Raw genomic sequence first — 14,683 nt, 5'->3', positions numbered from 1 at the left:
CACCGTCGGGGCCGATCCAGCTGCCGACGGAGTCACTCACATCCTGCCGGGCAAGCCGCCTGTCGTTCATCGGCGACTATTGTAAACGCACTGTTGCGCGCAAGGCTGTAAATGACGGTAACGTCGGCCGAACGGCCAGGAATGTCGTAATTCCCATACGCTTCCCGCCGGAATCGACGTGTTTTCGGCCGATTTTCTCGCCGATGCCGTTGGCGTCGGCTATCGCCCTGATCGCAAAGCTTCATGAAGCAGCCGGTTGGCCTGCCCTTTATAATACGGGGCTGATGCCCATCTATCGTGTCAAGCAGGTTTCCCGGCTCGACGCCAGTACCGCCGGTCATTGCAGCCGATGTTCCGCCGCTGACCGACGCTTTTAACGGATTTCGATCATGCCAGCTTCCCCGACCAAACACGCGAAGGTTCTGATTCTCGGTTCCGGCCCTGCCGGTTACACGGCGGCCGTCTATGCGGCGCGCGCCAACCTGTCGCCGGTGCTCGTCACGGGCCTCGCGCAGGGTGGCCAGCTGATGACCACGACGGACGTCGAAAACTGGCCCGCCGATGCCAAGGGCGTGCAAGGTCCGGAGCTGATGGCGCGCTTCCTCGAGCATGCCGAGCGCTTCAACACCGAAATCGTGTTCGACCACATCCATACGGCCAGGCTGGACGAGAAGCCGATTCGCCTGATCGGCGATTCGGGCGAGTACACGTGCGATTCGCTGATCATCGCGACGGGCGCGTCGGCGCAATATCTCGGCCTGCCGTCGGAAGAGCTGTACATGGGCCGCGGCGTGTCGGCGTGCGCGACCTGCGACGGCTTCTTCTACAAGAACCAGCACGTCGCCGTGGTCGGCGGCGGCAATACGGCCGTCGAAGAAGCGCTGTATCTCGCGGGCATCGCGAAGAAGGTGACGGTGATCCACCGCCGCGACAAGTTCCGCGCGGAGCCGATCCTGATCGACCGTCTGCTGGAGAAGGAAAAGGAAGGCGTCGTCGAGATCAAGTGGGACCACGTGCTCGACGAAGTGAAAGGCGATGACGGCGGCGTCAACGGCCTGCGCGTGAAGAACGTGAAGACGGGAGCGACCACCGATATCGAACTGCAAGGTCTGTTCGTCGCGATCGGCCACAAGCCGAACACCGATATCTTCGAAGGCCAGTTGGAGATGAAGAACGGCTACATCATCACGAACGGCGGTCTGAGCGGCAACGCGACGGGGACGAGCGTGCCGGGCGTGTTCGCGGCCGGCGACGTGCAGGATCACGTGTACCGCCAGGCCATTACGAGCGCGGGCACGGGCTGTATGGCTGCGCTGGATGCGCAGCGTTATCTGGAAAGCATCCACGAATCGATCGGCGAGCGCGCGATGAGCGCCGAGGCTGAGCGTTCGATCTGATGATTTTTCCGTGGCCTCGTTCGGTAAGTGGCTTGTGCCGGACGGGGAACGCGGATCGGTAGAATAGCGGCATGCAGCAGGCTTGCCGCGCTTGTTGAGATTCTCAATGTCTGGAAGGGCCGCGGCGTGATGCCGGCGGCCCTTTTTTGTTTTCTGCTTCGATCGCCATGCCCAAGAATCTGCCCCACCCGAGCGAACCGAAACGGCCGCGTACTGCGGCTTCCAGTCCCGCTGATGCGGAAGCGTCGTCGGAGGCTGGCGCTTCGGCTTCTTCATCTTCGTCTTCGTCGAAAAAGCCTTTGGTCGAGGCCGGCTCGGGGTTGGCCGGGTTGGGTGGCTTGCGCGATGCGTTGAAAGGCGCTGCGCAGCGCGCTCAGCGTGAGAAGGCCGCGGCGGCGCAAGCGTCGCGTGAAGCGGCTGCGGATGCCGATCTGTTTCGGCGCGAAATCGGCGAAATCGCGCCGCTCAGCGCAAAACCTCGCGCGTCGGTGACGCGCACGCCGCCCGCTCCCGTTCCGATGCAGACGAAGCTCGACGAAGAAGCCGTGCTGCACGAAGCGATCTCCGATGAGTTCGATCCCGAAGTGCTGCTCGATACCGATGAGTCGCTTTCCTACTGTCGACCGGGTGTGAGCCAAGAAATCGTTAAGAAGCTCCGACGCGGTGCCTGGATCGTGCAGGCGCAGCTTGATCTGCACGGGATGCGTCGTGAGGAAGCGCGTGAGGCTTTGTCCGAGTTCATCCGTGAGGCGAGCAAGAAAGGCTTACGGTGTCTGCGTGTGATTCATGGGAAAGGGCTGGGGTCGATTGGGAAAGAACCTGTGCTGAAAGGCAAGGTTCGCGCGTGGCTCGTGCAGAAGGAAGAAGTGATCGCGTTTTCGCAGGCTCGTCCGCATGATGGCGGCGCGGGTGCTGTGCTTGTTTTGTTGCAGCCTGGGTCGGTGGGTTCTGGTGCCGGCTCCGGCTCGGGGGCTTCTTCGTCGTCTTCGTCCGGTAAAGTCTGAGAAGGCTTTTCAACGATGCATCCTCGACTGACTCTCGCGCTTGCCATCATGGAAGCGCTGGCTATTCTCGCGTATGCAATCTCTGGCTTTATCGAGGCTCGTACGAAACGGCTCGATGCTGTTGGGACTTTTCTTGTCGCGATGGCTACTGCGTTTGGTGGCGGAACGGTTAGAGATATCTTGCTGGATCGTCGACCGTTCTATTGGGTCGAGCATCAGTGGTATGCGATTCTGATTTTTGCTCTTTCATTCTTTGCGCCGTTTGTGCTCAAGGCGTATACGCGAGTTTTCAATGAGCGCGTGTTGCTGGTGGCTGATGCGGTTGGGCTTGGACTCTTCAGCATCTCGGGGACTTCGCTAGCGCTCGACGCTCGGATGCCCTGGTTCGTGGCGTCGATGATGGGTGTCGCGACCGGCGTGTTTGGCGGGATTATCCGTGATGTGATCTGCAATGAGGTTCCGCTGATTCTGCGGGATTCAAGGCCTTATGCGACTTGTGCGTTGGTTGGGTGCTGGCTTTACCTGCTGCTCGACTACATCAACTTCGATACCGTCTACAGCGTGATGATTGCTACGGGGTTTATTCTTGTGGCGAGGTTGGTTACGTTTAAGTTGGATGTGAGGCTGCCGCATTAGCGCGGAGTGGTAATTGCCCAAACCAAAAAGCCCCGAGCGCATCTCAAACACCCGGGGCCTTCCCAAAACCAACAACAGCAACTAACCCTTAAGCAATCCGCTGCTCCGTCTGCGGATCGAACAGAACAGCCTTAGAAACATCAAACATCAGCGACATATTTTGCTCGGGCTGCGGATTAGCCCCCGGGTGAACACGGCTGACGATGCGCTTGCCGTTCACCTGAGCAAATACCAAAGTATCCGGCCCAGTCGGCTCGATCACATCGACCTTGACGTCGATTGGCTGATGCTTGCCATCATCGACATTGTGAGCATTCCGCGTATCGGTAATCCGCTCAGGCCGCAGCCCAAGAATCACTTCCTTGCCGATATGCGACTTCACGGCGCCATCGAAAGGCAGATTCAGCACGCCGCGCTTCACACCCGTATCGAGTTCCAGCCCGACGCCAGAACCTTGCTCGACGACTTTGCCTTGAATGAAGTTCATCGGCGGCGCGCCGATAAAGCCAGCGACGAACAGATTCGACGGCGAATCGTAAATCTCCTGCGGCGCGCCGAACTGCTGAACGATACCGTCCTTCATCACAGCGATACGATCGCCCAGCGTCATTGCTTCGATCTGATCGTGCGTCACATAAACAATCGTCGTCCCAAGGCGCTGATGCAGCAGCTTGATCTCCGAACGCATCTCGATCCGCAGCTTGGCATCCAGATTCGACAGAGGCTCATCGAACAGGAACATCGCCGGATCGCGTGCCAACGCACGTCCCATGGCAACCCGCTGCCGCTGACCGCCAGACAGCTGCCCAGGCTTCCGGTCAAGCAAATGTTCGATTTGAAGCAGCTTGGAAACGCGCGCAACGATCTGATCCTGCTCCCCCTTCGGCACCTTGCGGATATTCAGGCCAAAGGAGATGTTGTCGCGCACCGTCATCGACGGATACAGCGCATATGACTGAAACACCATCGCGATATCGCGATCTTTCGGCGACAGGTTGTTCACCGTCTTGCCGCCGATCTGAATGTCACCCTTCGTCACGGTCTCGAGACCGGCGATCATGTTGAGCAGCGTCGACTTACCGCAGCCCGAGCCGCCGACGAGAATCAGGAACTGGCCGTCTTCGATGTCGATGTTGACACCCTTCAGGACAGGCACCCCGTTCGGGTAGGTCTTGTACACGTCACGGATGGAAAGGCTTGCCATGCTGTGAATCCTCTAGTCTCTGTACTGCTGATGCGCCGCTAGCTGGCGACGCAGGCCGAATGCCGTTCAGGCCGTCGCTCGCATCGACGCGAGCGACACGCCAACAAGAAAAATTAGCCCTTCACCGCGCCCGCCGTCAGGCCGCGCACGAAGTAGCGGCCGGCGATCACGTACACGAGCAGCGTCGGCAGTGCCGCGATGATCGCGCCCGCCATGTCGACGTTGTATTCCTTCACGCCCGTCGACGTATTCACGAGGTTGTTCAGCGCGACGGTGATCGGCATCGAATCGACCCCGGAGAACACGATACCGAACAGGAAGTCATTCCAGATCTGCGTGAATTGCCAGATCAGGCACACCATGAAAATCGGCAGCGAAATGGGCAGCATGATCTTCGTGAAGATCATGAAGAACCCGGCGCCGTCGATGCGCGCCGCCTTCACGAGTTCAGCGGGGACGCTCACGTAGAAGTTGCGGAAGAACATCGTCGTGAACGCGATGCCGTACACGACGTGCACGAGCACCAGGCCGCCGATCGTGTTCGACAGGCCGAAGAAGCCTTGCAGTCGCGCCATCGGCAGCAGGATCGCCTGGAACGGAATGAAGCAGCCAACCAGCAGCATCGTGAACAGCGCATCGGCACCGCGAAAACGCCAGTGCGTGAGCACATAGCCGTTGAACGCGCCGATGATCGATGAGATCAGCACGGCGGGAATCACCATCTTCACCGAGTTCATGAAGAACGGCTGCATGCCATCGCAGCGCACGCCCGTACACGCTTCGCTCCACGCTTTCACCCACGGCGCGAACGTCCAGTGCGACGGCGGCGTGAGCAGATTGCCCGAGCGCAACTGGTCGATGTCCTTGAACGACGTCGACAGCATCACGTACAGCGGGAACAGGAAGTACAACGCGAACAGAATCAGTGCCGCGTAAATGACAGCACGGCTGATGTTCATCTTAGGCTGCATTGCGCGTGCTCCTCGATTCCAGATACATCAGCGGCACGAGCACGGCCACGACGGTTGCGAGCATCATCATCGACGAAGCCGCGCCGACGCCCAGTTGCCCACGGTTGAACGAAAACGTGTACATGAACATCGCGGGCAGCGACGACGACGTGCCCGGACCGCCCGCCGTCAATGCGACGACGAGGTCGAAGGTCTTGATCGTGATGTGGCAGAGAATCAGCAGCACCGAGAAGAACACCGGGCGCATGCTCGGAATCACGATCTTGCGATAGATGGTCGGCAGCGTCGCGCCATCCACTTGCGCAGCCTTGAAGATTTCGCTGTCGACGCCGCGCAGGCCGGCAAGGAACAGCGCCATCACGAAGCCCGTCGATTGCCACACGGCCGCGATCACGACGCAGAAAATCGCCTTGTCGGGATCGCCGAGCCAGCCGAACGAAAAGCTCGTCCAGCCCCAGTCGTGCAACACCTTTTCAATGCCGAGGCCCGGATTCAGAATCCACTGCCATGCGGTGCCCGTCACGATGAACGACAACGCCATCGGATACAGGAACACCGCACGCAACGCGCCTTCGTTACGAATCTTCTGATCGAGCAGGATCGCGAGAAACAGACCCAGGCCGACGCAGATCGCGATAAACGGAATACCGAACCAGCCGAGGTTCGCCGCCGACGTCCACCAGACGTCGTTGTCGAAAAGCTCGGCGTACCGATCGAAGCCGGCGAAATCGTAGCGCGGCATCAGTCGCGAACTCGACAGCGACAGATAGCCGGTCACCAGAATGAAACCGTAGACGAAGACAAGGCTGATCACGATGCTGGGCGACAACACCAGCTTCGGAATCCAGCGGTCGGCGAGCGCCGCCATCGGCGACGAGCGGCGCGCGACGGGCGCCGTGCCTTTTGCGTTTCCGCTAATAGAAGCAGTCACAACTCGACTCCTGGAACTGTACCGTCAGGCATCGTCATCGTCAGGCGACGCCGGTACGGCAGAGGCGCGGGTGATGCATCGCACCATCGTCGTCCGGCGCGCATGGAGTCCTGCACGAGTTCATGCAAGGCCCTGCGCGCCGGGCGTTCTGCTACAACTGTGTGCTGACTGCTTACTTGGTCTTCGCAGCCTTCGCGAGTGCGGCAACCGCGCTCTTCGAGTCTTGCGACGAGTTCATGAACTTCGTCACGACGTCCGAGATCGCGCCTGCTGCTGCGTCCGGTTGAGCCATGCCGTGAGCCAGCGACGGCACATAGCCGCCCGACTTGATGGCCGTCTGTTCATCAGCGTAGGACTTCTTCGCGCAGTCGTCGAATTTATCCATCGACACACCCAGACGAACCGGGATCGAGCCCTTGTACAGGCTGAACTGCTCCTGGAAGTCCGGGCTCATGATGGTTTTCGCGAGCGCCAGCTGGCCCGGCGTCGCAGCCTTTTGGCCCTTCTGCTGGAAGAACACGAACGAGTCGACGTTGAACGTGTACGACTTCTCCGTGCCCGGCACCGGCGCGCAGATGTAATCCGAACCCGACTTCTTGTTCGCGTTCGCGAACTCGCCCTTCGCCCAGTCGCCCATGAACTGCATGCCGGCCTTGCCATTGATGACCATCGCCGTCGCGAGGTTCCAGTCGCGACCCGTGCGGCCGCTGTCGAAATAGCCCTGGATCTTGCGAACCGTGTCGAACACCTGGACCATCTTGTCCGAGGTCAGCGTCTTCTGATCGAGGTCGACGAGCGCCTTCTTGTAGAAGTCCGCGCCTTGCGACAGCACGACGTCTTCCCACAGCGTCAGGTCTTGCCACGGCTGGCCGCCCATCGCGATCGGCATGATGCCGGCCGCCTTCATCTTGTCGGCGACGGCGAAGAACTCAGGCCACGTGGTCGGCACTTTGCCGCCTGCCTTGTCGAGCGCTGCCTTGTTGATGTACAGCCAGTTGACGCGGTGCACCGAGAACGGCGCCGCGACGTAGTGGCCTTCCGCGTGCATGATCTTGTCGATTTCCGGCGGCAGGTTCTTCTTCCAGTCGCCAGCGACGGAGTCGATGTTCACGAGCACGCCTTGCGATGCCCATTCCTGGATCAGCGGGCCCTTGATCTGGGCCGCGCTCGGCGCGTTGCCCGAGATCACCTGGGTCTTCAGCGCCGTCATGGCCGCCGCGCCTGCACCGCCTGCCACCGCGAAGTCCTTCCACGTGTAGCCCTGTTTGGTCATGTCGTCCTTCAGCACGCCGACGGCCTTCGACTCGCCGCCCGACGTCCACCAGTGCAGCACTTCGACGGATTCGGCCGCCTGTGCCGTGGCGACGCCACACATCAGACCTGCGGCGCACAGGGCGCCCATGATCGCGCGGAATTTCATTGCTTATCTCCTCCAGACACCTGAACTAAAAACGAGTGGCCCCTGATGTCACCAGGGTGCGATGGTTGGTCAAGCAGGCAATGCGCTGGACGGTCGAGCGTCGGACAGGCACACGGTGAAGTGGATGTGCCGGCGTGCCGAGGTTCGGCCGCGTGACGCTCAAGAGATGAGTGGTTTGCGATGCAAGAACTGTCTCCTCTTCTGATTTTTGCCTGCTTCCGCCTTCTGACTGCGGCGCGTTGCAGACTCGAGGTGGTCCGCGCACGTCATTCGCTGAAACGCCCGTTCCGGCCGTTGTGCGCCGCCCGCGAAAGGCACTCTGGCGCATGCCGGAACGCGTTGTCCGTTAACATGCAGGGAAGCTACGTGCACTCGCGAAAAGGCGCTTGTTCACAAGCCCCGCACGCTTTTTTCGTCGAATTCACGTTACCTCTTGATTTGGATTGTAGTTAAACTACAATTCAGTGTCAAAAAAAATTTTATCGGACTACGGGCGCCTTACAGGCCCACCAGATATCCACGGAGACTCATGCAAACCGACTCCAGCTTCACCTTCGTTCTCTTCGGCGGAACCGGCGATCTGTCGATGCGCAAGATACTCCCCGCTCTGTATGAAGCACACCGCGCGGGCATGCTCGAGGCGAGTGGCAAGATCGTTGCCGTCGCGCGGCATGCAGACGACCGTGACGGCTATCTGCAGTGGGTCAATGAACATGTGAAGGCGCACGTCTCCAAGAACGGCATCGACGAAAACGCGTGGCAGAGCTTTCTCGAACGCATCGAGTACGTGAAGCTCGATCTCGGCAAGGCCGAGGACTTCGTCAAGCTGCGCGACGCGGTGCAGGACCTGCCCGGCACACGCGTGTTCTATCTGGCGACGGGCCCGTCGCTCTTCGTCCCCATCTGCCGCGCGCTCGCGTCCGTTGGTCTCAACGAAAACGCGCGCATCGTGCTCGAAAAGCCGCTCGGCTACGACCTGCGTTCTTCGAATGCGATCAACGACGCCGTCGGCGAGATCTTCGCCGAAGGGCAGATCTACCGTATCGATCACTACCTCGGCAAAGAGCCCGTGCAGAACCTGTTGGCGCTGCGCTTCGGCAATGCGCTCTTCGAGCCGCTGTGGCGCCGCGAGTGGGTCGAGAGCATTCAGATCACGATTGCCGAAGAACTCGGCGTGGAAGCGCGCGGCGACTTCTACGACAATACGGGCGCGCTGCGCGACATGGTGCAGAACCATTTGCTGCAACTGCTTTCGATCGTCGCGATGGAGCCGCCGCATTCGATGGATTCGGATTCCGTCCGCGATGAAAAGCTGCGCGTGCTGCGCGCGCTGAAGCCGATCGATCCGCGCGATATCAGCAAAGTCGCGGTGCGCGGCCAGTATCATGCGGGCGTCATTCGCGGCACTTCCGTGCCCGCGTATGCGACGGAGCCCGGCGTGAAGACGGACAGCGCGACGGAAACGTTTGTCGCGCTGAAGGTCGAGATCGAGAACTGGCGCTGGGCCGGCGTGCCGTTTTTCCTGCGCACGGGCAAGCGGCTGGCCGATCGCGTCGCGGAGATCGTCGTTAACTTCCGCGCCGTGCCACATTCGGCGCTGGGTTCGTCGGCATTGCGGCCGGGCGCGAATCGCCTCGTGATCCGCCTGCAGCCGAACGAAACGATCCGCCTCTATTGCCTCGCGAAGAAGCCGGGCGAAGGGATGAACCTGTCGAGCGTGCACCTCGACCTCGCCTTCGACCAGTTCTTCAAGGAAGGCCAGATGGAGGCGTATCAGCGTCTGCTGCTCGACGTGATCCACGGGCGCCTCGCGCTCTTCGTGCGTCGCGACGAACAGGAAGCGGCATGGAAGTGGGTCGAGCCGATCCTCAACGAGTGGGCCGCGTCGGGCAAACCGAAGCCTTATGCGGCGGGCACGTGGGGGCCGGCGGCGGCAAGCGCGATGCTCGCGCAGCACGATACCTGCTGGCTCGAAGAAGAGAATTAAGGAAGTACGGCGCATCTGGATTTGTCCTGCGATGATCGATGCTTTTGCATCGATGTCGGGCGCGCCGCGCCGCTTGCAGTACGGCATGAACAGCCGCACGGGAACCCGGTGACGCAGACGACACAGGACCGGTCGCGGCAGCGGCGGGATAAGGGAACGTCGGCACGACCGATCGCCGATGGTATCCCCGCAGCACCTCAGATCTAACAAAGAAAGCAGCATGGAGGAGAAGTGATCGAGCTTCACGCTTTCGACGACCCGCGCGCCCAATCCGACGCGCTGGCGAAGGCGGTCGGCGACGCGCTACATGCGTCGCTCGCCGCCCGTGCGAGCGCAACCGGCGCGCGCCCGACGACGCTTGCCGTATCCGGCGGCACGAGTCCGCGTCCGTTTCTGCAAACACTTTCCACGCAGCCGTTCGACTGGAAGCGCATCGCGGTCACGCTCGTCGACGACCGCTGGGTGCCCGGGACGGACGACGCGAGCAACGCTCGCCTCGCCCACGAGACGCTGTTGCAGAACGCCGCGCGTGAGGCGACCTTCCTGCCGCTCGTCGACACGGCGCAATCGCTCGAAGCTCATATCGCCGCGTTGAATCGCGACGTCGCGCACGGTAATCGTCATCTGCCCGATGTGGCCGTGCTCGGCATGGGCGAAGACGGCCACACGGCGTCGATTTTCGCGGATGCGCCCGAATGGGAGCACGCGGTTTCGACGGCCGATCCGTTCGTCGCCGTGCATCCCGGCGCTGCGCCGCATGCGCGCGTGAGCTGGTCAATGTCCGCGTTGAAGAAAGTCGACCGGCTGTTCCTGCTGATCGCCGGTCAGAAAAAGCTCGACGTGCTCAAAGCCGCCGCAGCCGCCCCACAAAAAAATGCCATCTCGACGTTGGCGAACGACAAGGGAGTAAGACTCGATGTCTACTGGTGTGCAAACTAAGGCTGCCCCTGCCGCGGGCCAGCACGCCGACGGACCGAGGCTGCTTGCCGACATCGGCGGCACCAATGCGCGCTTTGCGCTTGAAACCGGTCCCGGCGAAATCACGCAGGTTCTCGTCTATCCGTGCGCGGACTATCCGGGCGTCGCAGAGGTCATCAAGAAGTATCTGAAGGACAGCAAGATCGGTCGCGTGAATCATGCGGCGATTGCGATTGCGAATCCCGTCGACGGCGATCAGGTCAGCATGACCAATCACGACTGGACGTTCTCGATCGAAGCGACGCGCCGTCAACTCGGTTTCGACACATTGCTCGTCGTGAACGACTTCACCGCGCTCGCGATGGCGCTGCCGGGCCTCACCGATTCGCAGCGCGTGCAGGTCGGCGGCGGCACGCGCCGGCAGAACAGCGTGATCGGCTTGCTCGGTCCGGGCACGGGCATGGGCGTGTCGGGTCTGATTCCCGCCGACGACCGCTGGATCGCGCTCGGCAGCGAAGGCGGCCATGCGACGTTTGCGCCGATGGACGAGCGCGAAGACCTCGTGCTGCAATACGCGCGCAAGAAGTGGCCGCACGTGTCGTTCGAGCGCGTTGCGGCTGGGCCGGGCCTCGAAGTGATCTATCGCGCGCTCGCGGCTCGCGACAAGAAGCGCGTGCCCGCGACCCTCGAAGTGTCGGAGATCGTCAAGAAAGGCCTCGACGGCGATCCGCTAGCGGCCGAAACCATCGACGTGTTCTGTGGCATTCTCGGCACATTCGCGGGCAACATCGCGGTGACGCTCGGCGCGCTGGGCGGCATCTATATCGGCGGCGGCGTCGTGCCGCGTCTGGGCGACATGTTCGCGCGCTCGTCGTTCCGTCAGCGCTTCGAGGCGAAGGGCCGCTTCGAGGCGTATCTGAAGAACGTGCCGACGTACGTGATCACGGCGGAATACCCGGCGTTTCTCGGCGTATCGGCGATTCTCGCGGAGCAACTGTCGAATCGCGCGGGCGGCAGTTCATCCGCCGTCTTCGAGCGCATCCGGCAAATGCGCGATGCGCTGACGCCCGCCGAGCGCCGCGTCGCGGATCTCGCGCTCAATCACCCGCGCTCGATCATCAACGATCCCATTGTCGACATCGCGCGCAAGGCCGACGTGAGCCAGCCGACTGTGATCCGCTTCTGCCGTTCGCTCGGCTGCCAGGGCCTGTCCGATTTCAAGCTGAAGCTGGCGACGGGTCTGACGGGCACGATTCCCGTCTCGCACAGCCAGGTTCATCTCGGCGACACGGCGACGGACTTCGGCGCGAAGGTGCTGGACAATACGGTATCGGCGATCCTGCAGTTGCGCGAGCATCTGAACTTCGAGCATGTCGAAGCAGCGATCGATCTGCTGAACGGCGCGCGACGCATCGAGTTCTATGGCCTGGGCAATTCGAACATCGTCGCGCAAGACGCGCACTACAAGTTCTTCCGCTTCGGCATCCCCACGATCGCTTACGGCGATCTGTACATGCAGGCGGCGTCGGCGGCGCTGCTCGGCAAGGGCGATGTGATCGTCGCGGTGTCGAAGTCGGGCCGCGCGCCCGAACTGCTGCGCGTGCTCGAAGTCGCGATGCAGGCGGGCGCGAAGGTGATCGCGATCACGTCGAGCAACACGCCTTTGGCCAAGCGCGCGACGGTCGCATTGGAAACGGATCACATCGAGATTCGCGAGTCGCAGCTGTCGATGATCTCGCGCATCCTGCATCTGTTGATGATCGACATCCTGGCTGTCGGCGTGGCGATCCGCCGGGCGGCGCCGGCGGCGGAAGTCAGCGCAGCCGTGACGAAGGCGCGCAAGGACGCCGACGACGATACGACGGCCGTGCTGGATTGGCTCAGCCACGGAGCGGCGGCCTCGCCGAGGGACTAATCTGCGCTCCCGTTTGGACGGCGAGTCTCAACAGTAAAAAAGCCGGACCGTTTGCCATTCGGCGGCAGGTCCGGCTTTTTCTTGTCCGCCAGTTCGTTTCGTGGTTGTCTTGTACGTTGTCTTGTGCGCGAGCGTCAGGCCGCCGAAGCCCGCGATACGGGCCGGCCATGCCAGCGCATGACCAGAAACCGCCCGACGAAGCACAGCGATCCCGCGACGGCGATCGTCACGCCCATCCCTTGCGGCGAGCCGTCATGCCACAGCCCGACGGCGAAACTCGACAGCGCGCCGAACGCAAGCTGCATCGCGCCGAACACGGCCGCCGCCGCGCCTGCGTTCTGCGGATAGCGATGCATCAGATCGGTCGTGCAATTGGCCGACAGCAAGCCAACCACGCCCACCACGAAGAACAGCCCGACGACGATCGACCACAGCCCGCCCCACCCTGTCACGCACATCAATGCGACATACAGCGATGCGACGAAGCTGATCGTCGCGGCGACCGATATGACGGGCAGCGGCCCCGTGCGTCCGACGACGCGCGTGTTCACGAAGTTGCCGAGCATGATGCCGATGATGTTCAGCCCGAACAGAAAGCCATAGTGCTGCGGCGACACATGGAAGTACTCGATATAGACGAACGGCGTCGCGGTGATATACGCGAACATCGACGCGAACGCCATGCCGCCGCACAGCATGTGCCCCCACGTGACGGGGTCCTTCAGCAGCGTGCCGTACGCGGCGAACGACTGGAGCACCGCGCCGTGCGCGCGTTTCTCGCGCGGCCATGTTTCCGGCACGCGCATGAACGCAGTGGCCGCGCAGAGAGCGCCGAAGATCGTCAGCGCGATGAAGACGACGCGCCAGCCGCCCAACAGCAGCAACTGCCCGCCGATCAGCGGCGCAAGCAATGGCCCGATCGACGTGACGATGGCGAGCATCGACAACACGCGGGCTGCGTCGGCCGGCCCATGGGCATCGCGGGCAATGGCGCGCGCGAGCACGGATGCCGCGCCCGCGCCGAGCGCCTGCACGAAGCGGAACGTCACAAGTGCGCCGATCGACAGCGACACCGCGCAGGCAATCGTCGCGAGCGTGTACATGATGATGCCGCCGAGCAGCACGGGGCGCCGCCCGTACGCATCCGACATCGGCCCGTACAGCAGCATCCCGACCGAGAAGCCCAGCATGAAGCTGGTCAGCGTGCCCTGCGCCGCGCCCGCGCTGACGTTGAACGCCTGCGTGATCGACGGCAGGCTGGGCAGGTACATATCGATCGAAATCGGCCCGCACGCGGCCAGCGCGCCGAGCAGCAGAATCAGCCGGGCATCCGGCCGGGATCTGACAGCGTGAGACATGGGATTCCAGTGAGAGGCGACGCGCAGAGATCGGCCGATGGGCGATCCAACGGACCGTGCGGCGACGCGGATACGGCCTGAGATTGTAACCGACGTTAAATCTCGCCTCGCTTGACGCGGTCTGTGCGCCCACAGGCAACAGGCCTTCTCCGCCTTATCGGTTAAGCTGGCCTTCCGTTTCCTTGACACAGACATTCGACGCAGATGACCGCCTTTCTGCTGATATGGAGCCCCCGGAAGTGGCCGTGGCCCGAACTGCCGGACGTGGCAAAGCGCGTCACGGCGGGCGAAACCGTCACCGACGTATGGGGCTGCGGTTTTTCGCGCAGCATCCTGCCGGGCGACCGCGTGTTCATTCACCGCGTGACGCTGGAGCCCAAAGGCGTGTTCGCGTCGGGATACGTGACGCGCGCGCCATACGAAGTGCCCGACGCGACGAAGAAGCGCGGCTACCGGCTGTGCATCGACTTCGTATACGACTATCTGGTCGATGCGCATCATGAAGTCGTGATCTCCCGCGACGAATTGCGCCAGCACCCTTTCTCCGTCCAGACGTGGGACGCGCAAACCTCGGGCATCTCGATCAAGCCGATCGCCGAGGGCGCGCTCGAAAAGCGCTGGCTCGAAAGGACGGGCAAGCGTCCGCGGCCTGCCGTCGCACCGCAAGCGGACAAGCCGGCGAAATCGACGAAGGAGCAAGCGACGCAAGCGTGGAGCGAAGCGAACAAGGCCGCTGCCGGCAAACGCGCGGCGCGAGTCGCGATGTACTTCGGGCCGGCGAAGCGCCCGGGTGGCACGCCCGGCGACGGCGAAGGCAAAAACGGCGGCGACTCGGGCGGCAACGCAGGTGGCAACCCAGGCGGCAAGCGCGGCGGCGGCACTTGAACGCATAAGGCAGCACCCCGCCGCGCCTTCCCGCTCACGGCCGATTCCACACGACTC

Annotated in this window: 12 protein-coding genes; 7 read left to right on the top strand and 5 right to left on the bottom strand. The window is 62.3% G+C overall.

Annotation, left to right across the window (positions count from 1 at the left end):
- Positions 1–389: 389 nt before the first annotated feature.
- From trxB to AABE10_RS07565, 3 genes are all read left to right on the top strand, one after another.
- The gene (gene trxB, locus AABE10_RS07575) at positions 390–1,397 is read left to right on the top strand and encodes a thioredoxin-disulfide reductase (protein WP_342932657.1); all 1,008 of its coding nucleotides are present in this window, start codon (positions 390–392) and stop codon (positions 1,395–1,397) included.
- A gap of 167 nt (positions 1,398–1,564) precedes the next feature.
- Positions 1,565–2,401 carry a Smr/MutS family protein gene (locus tag AABE10_RS07570; RefSeq protein ID WP_342932656.1) on the top strand — a complete coding sequence of 279 codons (837 nt, stop codon included), beginning with the start codon at positions 1,565–1,567 and terminating at the stop codon, positions 2,399–2,401.
- A gap of 15 nt (positions 2,402–2,416) precedes the next feature.
- Positions 2,417–3,037: a trimeric intracellular cation channel family protein gene (locus AABE10_RS07565; RefSeq protein WP_342932655.1), complete on the top strand. Its 621-nt coding sequence runs from the start codon at positions 2,417–2,419 to the stop codon at positions 3,035–3,037.
- An 88-nt stretch (positions 3,038–3,125) separates the two neighbouring features.
- On the opposite strand, the gene AABE10_RS07560 is transcribed toward AABE10_RS07565, so the two are convergent.
- The 4 genes from AABE10_RS07560 to AABE10_RS07545 form a co-directional block, all read right to left on the bottom strand.
- Complete coding sequence (locus tag AABE10_RS07560) at positions 3,126–4,241, bottom strand: sn-glycerol-3-phosphate ABC transporter ATP-binding protein UgpC (RefSeq protein WP_342932654.1); 1,116 nt, start codon at positions 4,239–4,241, stop codon at positions 3,126–3,128.
- A gap of 113 nt (positions 4,242–4,354) precedes the next feature.
- Positions 4,355–5,212 carry a carbohydrate ABC transporter permease gene (locus tag AABE10_RS07555; RefSeq protein ID WP_342932653.1) on the bottom strand — a complete coding sequence of 286 codons (858 nt, stop codon included), beginning with the start codon at positions 5,210–5,212 and terminating at the stop codon, positions 4,355–4,357.
- A complete protein-coding gene (locus AABE10_RS07550; RefSeq protein WP_428983274.1) occupies positions 5,202–6,143 on the bottom strand; it encodes a carbohydrate ABC transporter permease in 942 nt (313 codons plus the stop codon). Before AABE10_RS07550 ends, AABE10_RS07555 begins: the two co-directional genes overlap by 11 nt.
- A gap of 172 nt (positions 6,144–6,315) precedes the next feature.
- Positions 6,316–7,563 (bottom strand): ABC transporter substrate-binding protein, encoded by a 1,248-nt coding sequence (locus AABE10_RS07545; protein WP_342932652.1) that lies wholly within the window; start codon positions 7,561–7,563, stop codon positions 6,316–6,318.
- Between the two features lie 529 nt (positions 7,564–8,092).
- Between AABE10_RS07545 and zwf the strand changes: the two genes are divergently transcribed.
- The 3 genes from zwf (at position 8,093) to AABE10_RS07530 (ending at position 12,383) form a co-directional block, all read left to right on the top strand.
- Entirely contained in the window at positions 8,093–9,550 is a 1,458-nt protein-coding gene (gene zwf, locus AABE10_RS07540) for a glucose-6-phosphate dehydrogenase (RefSeq protein WP_342932651.1), read from the top strand.
- A 231-nt stretch (positions 9,551–9,781) separates the two neighbouring features.
- Positions 9,782–10,489: a 6-phosphogluconolactonase gene (gene pgl, locus AABE10_RS07535; RefSeq protein ID WP_342932650.1), complete on the top strand. Its 708-nt coding sequence runs from the start codon at positions 9,782–9,784 to the stop codon at positions 10,487–10,489.
- Entirely contained in the window at positions 10,467–12,383 is a 1,917-nt protein-coding gene (locus AABE10_RS07530) for a bifunctional transcriptional regulator/glucokinase (protein ID WP_342932649.1), read from the top strand. The genes pgl and AABE10_RS07530 overlap by 23 nt, the downstream gene beginning before the upstream one ends.
- A gap of 134 nt (positions 12,384–12,517) precedes the next feature.
- Here AABE10_RS07530 and AABE10_RS07525 read toward each other — a convergent pair whose 3' ends face one another.
- The gene (locus AABE10_RS07525; protein ID WP_342932648.1) at positions 12,518–13,741 is read right to left on the bottom strand and encodes a Bcr/CflA family multidrug efflux MFS transporter; all 1,224 of its coding nucleotides are present in this window, start codon (positions 13,739–13,741) and stop codon (positions 12,518–12,520) included.
- Between the two features lie 204 nt (positions 13,742–13,945).
- Here AABE10_RS07525 and AABE10_RS07520 point away from each other — a divergent pair, with 204 nt between their 5' ends.
- On the top strand, positions 13,946–14,626 hold the full coding sequence (locus AABE10_RS07520) for a hypothetical protein (RefSeq protein ID WP_342932647.1): 681 nt from the start codon (positions 13,946–13,948) through the stop codon (positions 14,624–14,626).
- Positions 14,627–14,683 lie beyond the last annotated feature (57 nt).

Origin of the sequence: Paraburkholderia diazotrophica (assembly GCF_038900755.1) — a bacterium.
GTDB classification, from domain to species: Bacteria; Pseudomonadota; Gammaproteobacteria; order Burkholderiales; family Burkholderiaceae; genus Paraburkholderia; species Paraburkholderia diazotrophica_A.
Note: the sequence above shows the minus strand (reverse complement) of the source record. Positions and strands in the feature narration are given on the sequence as shown.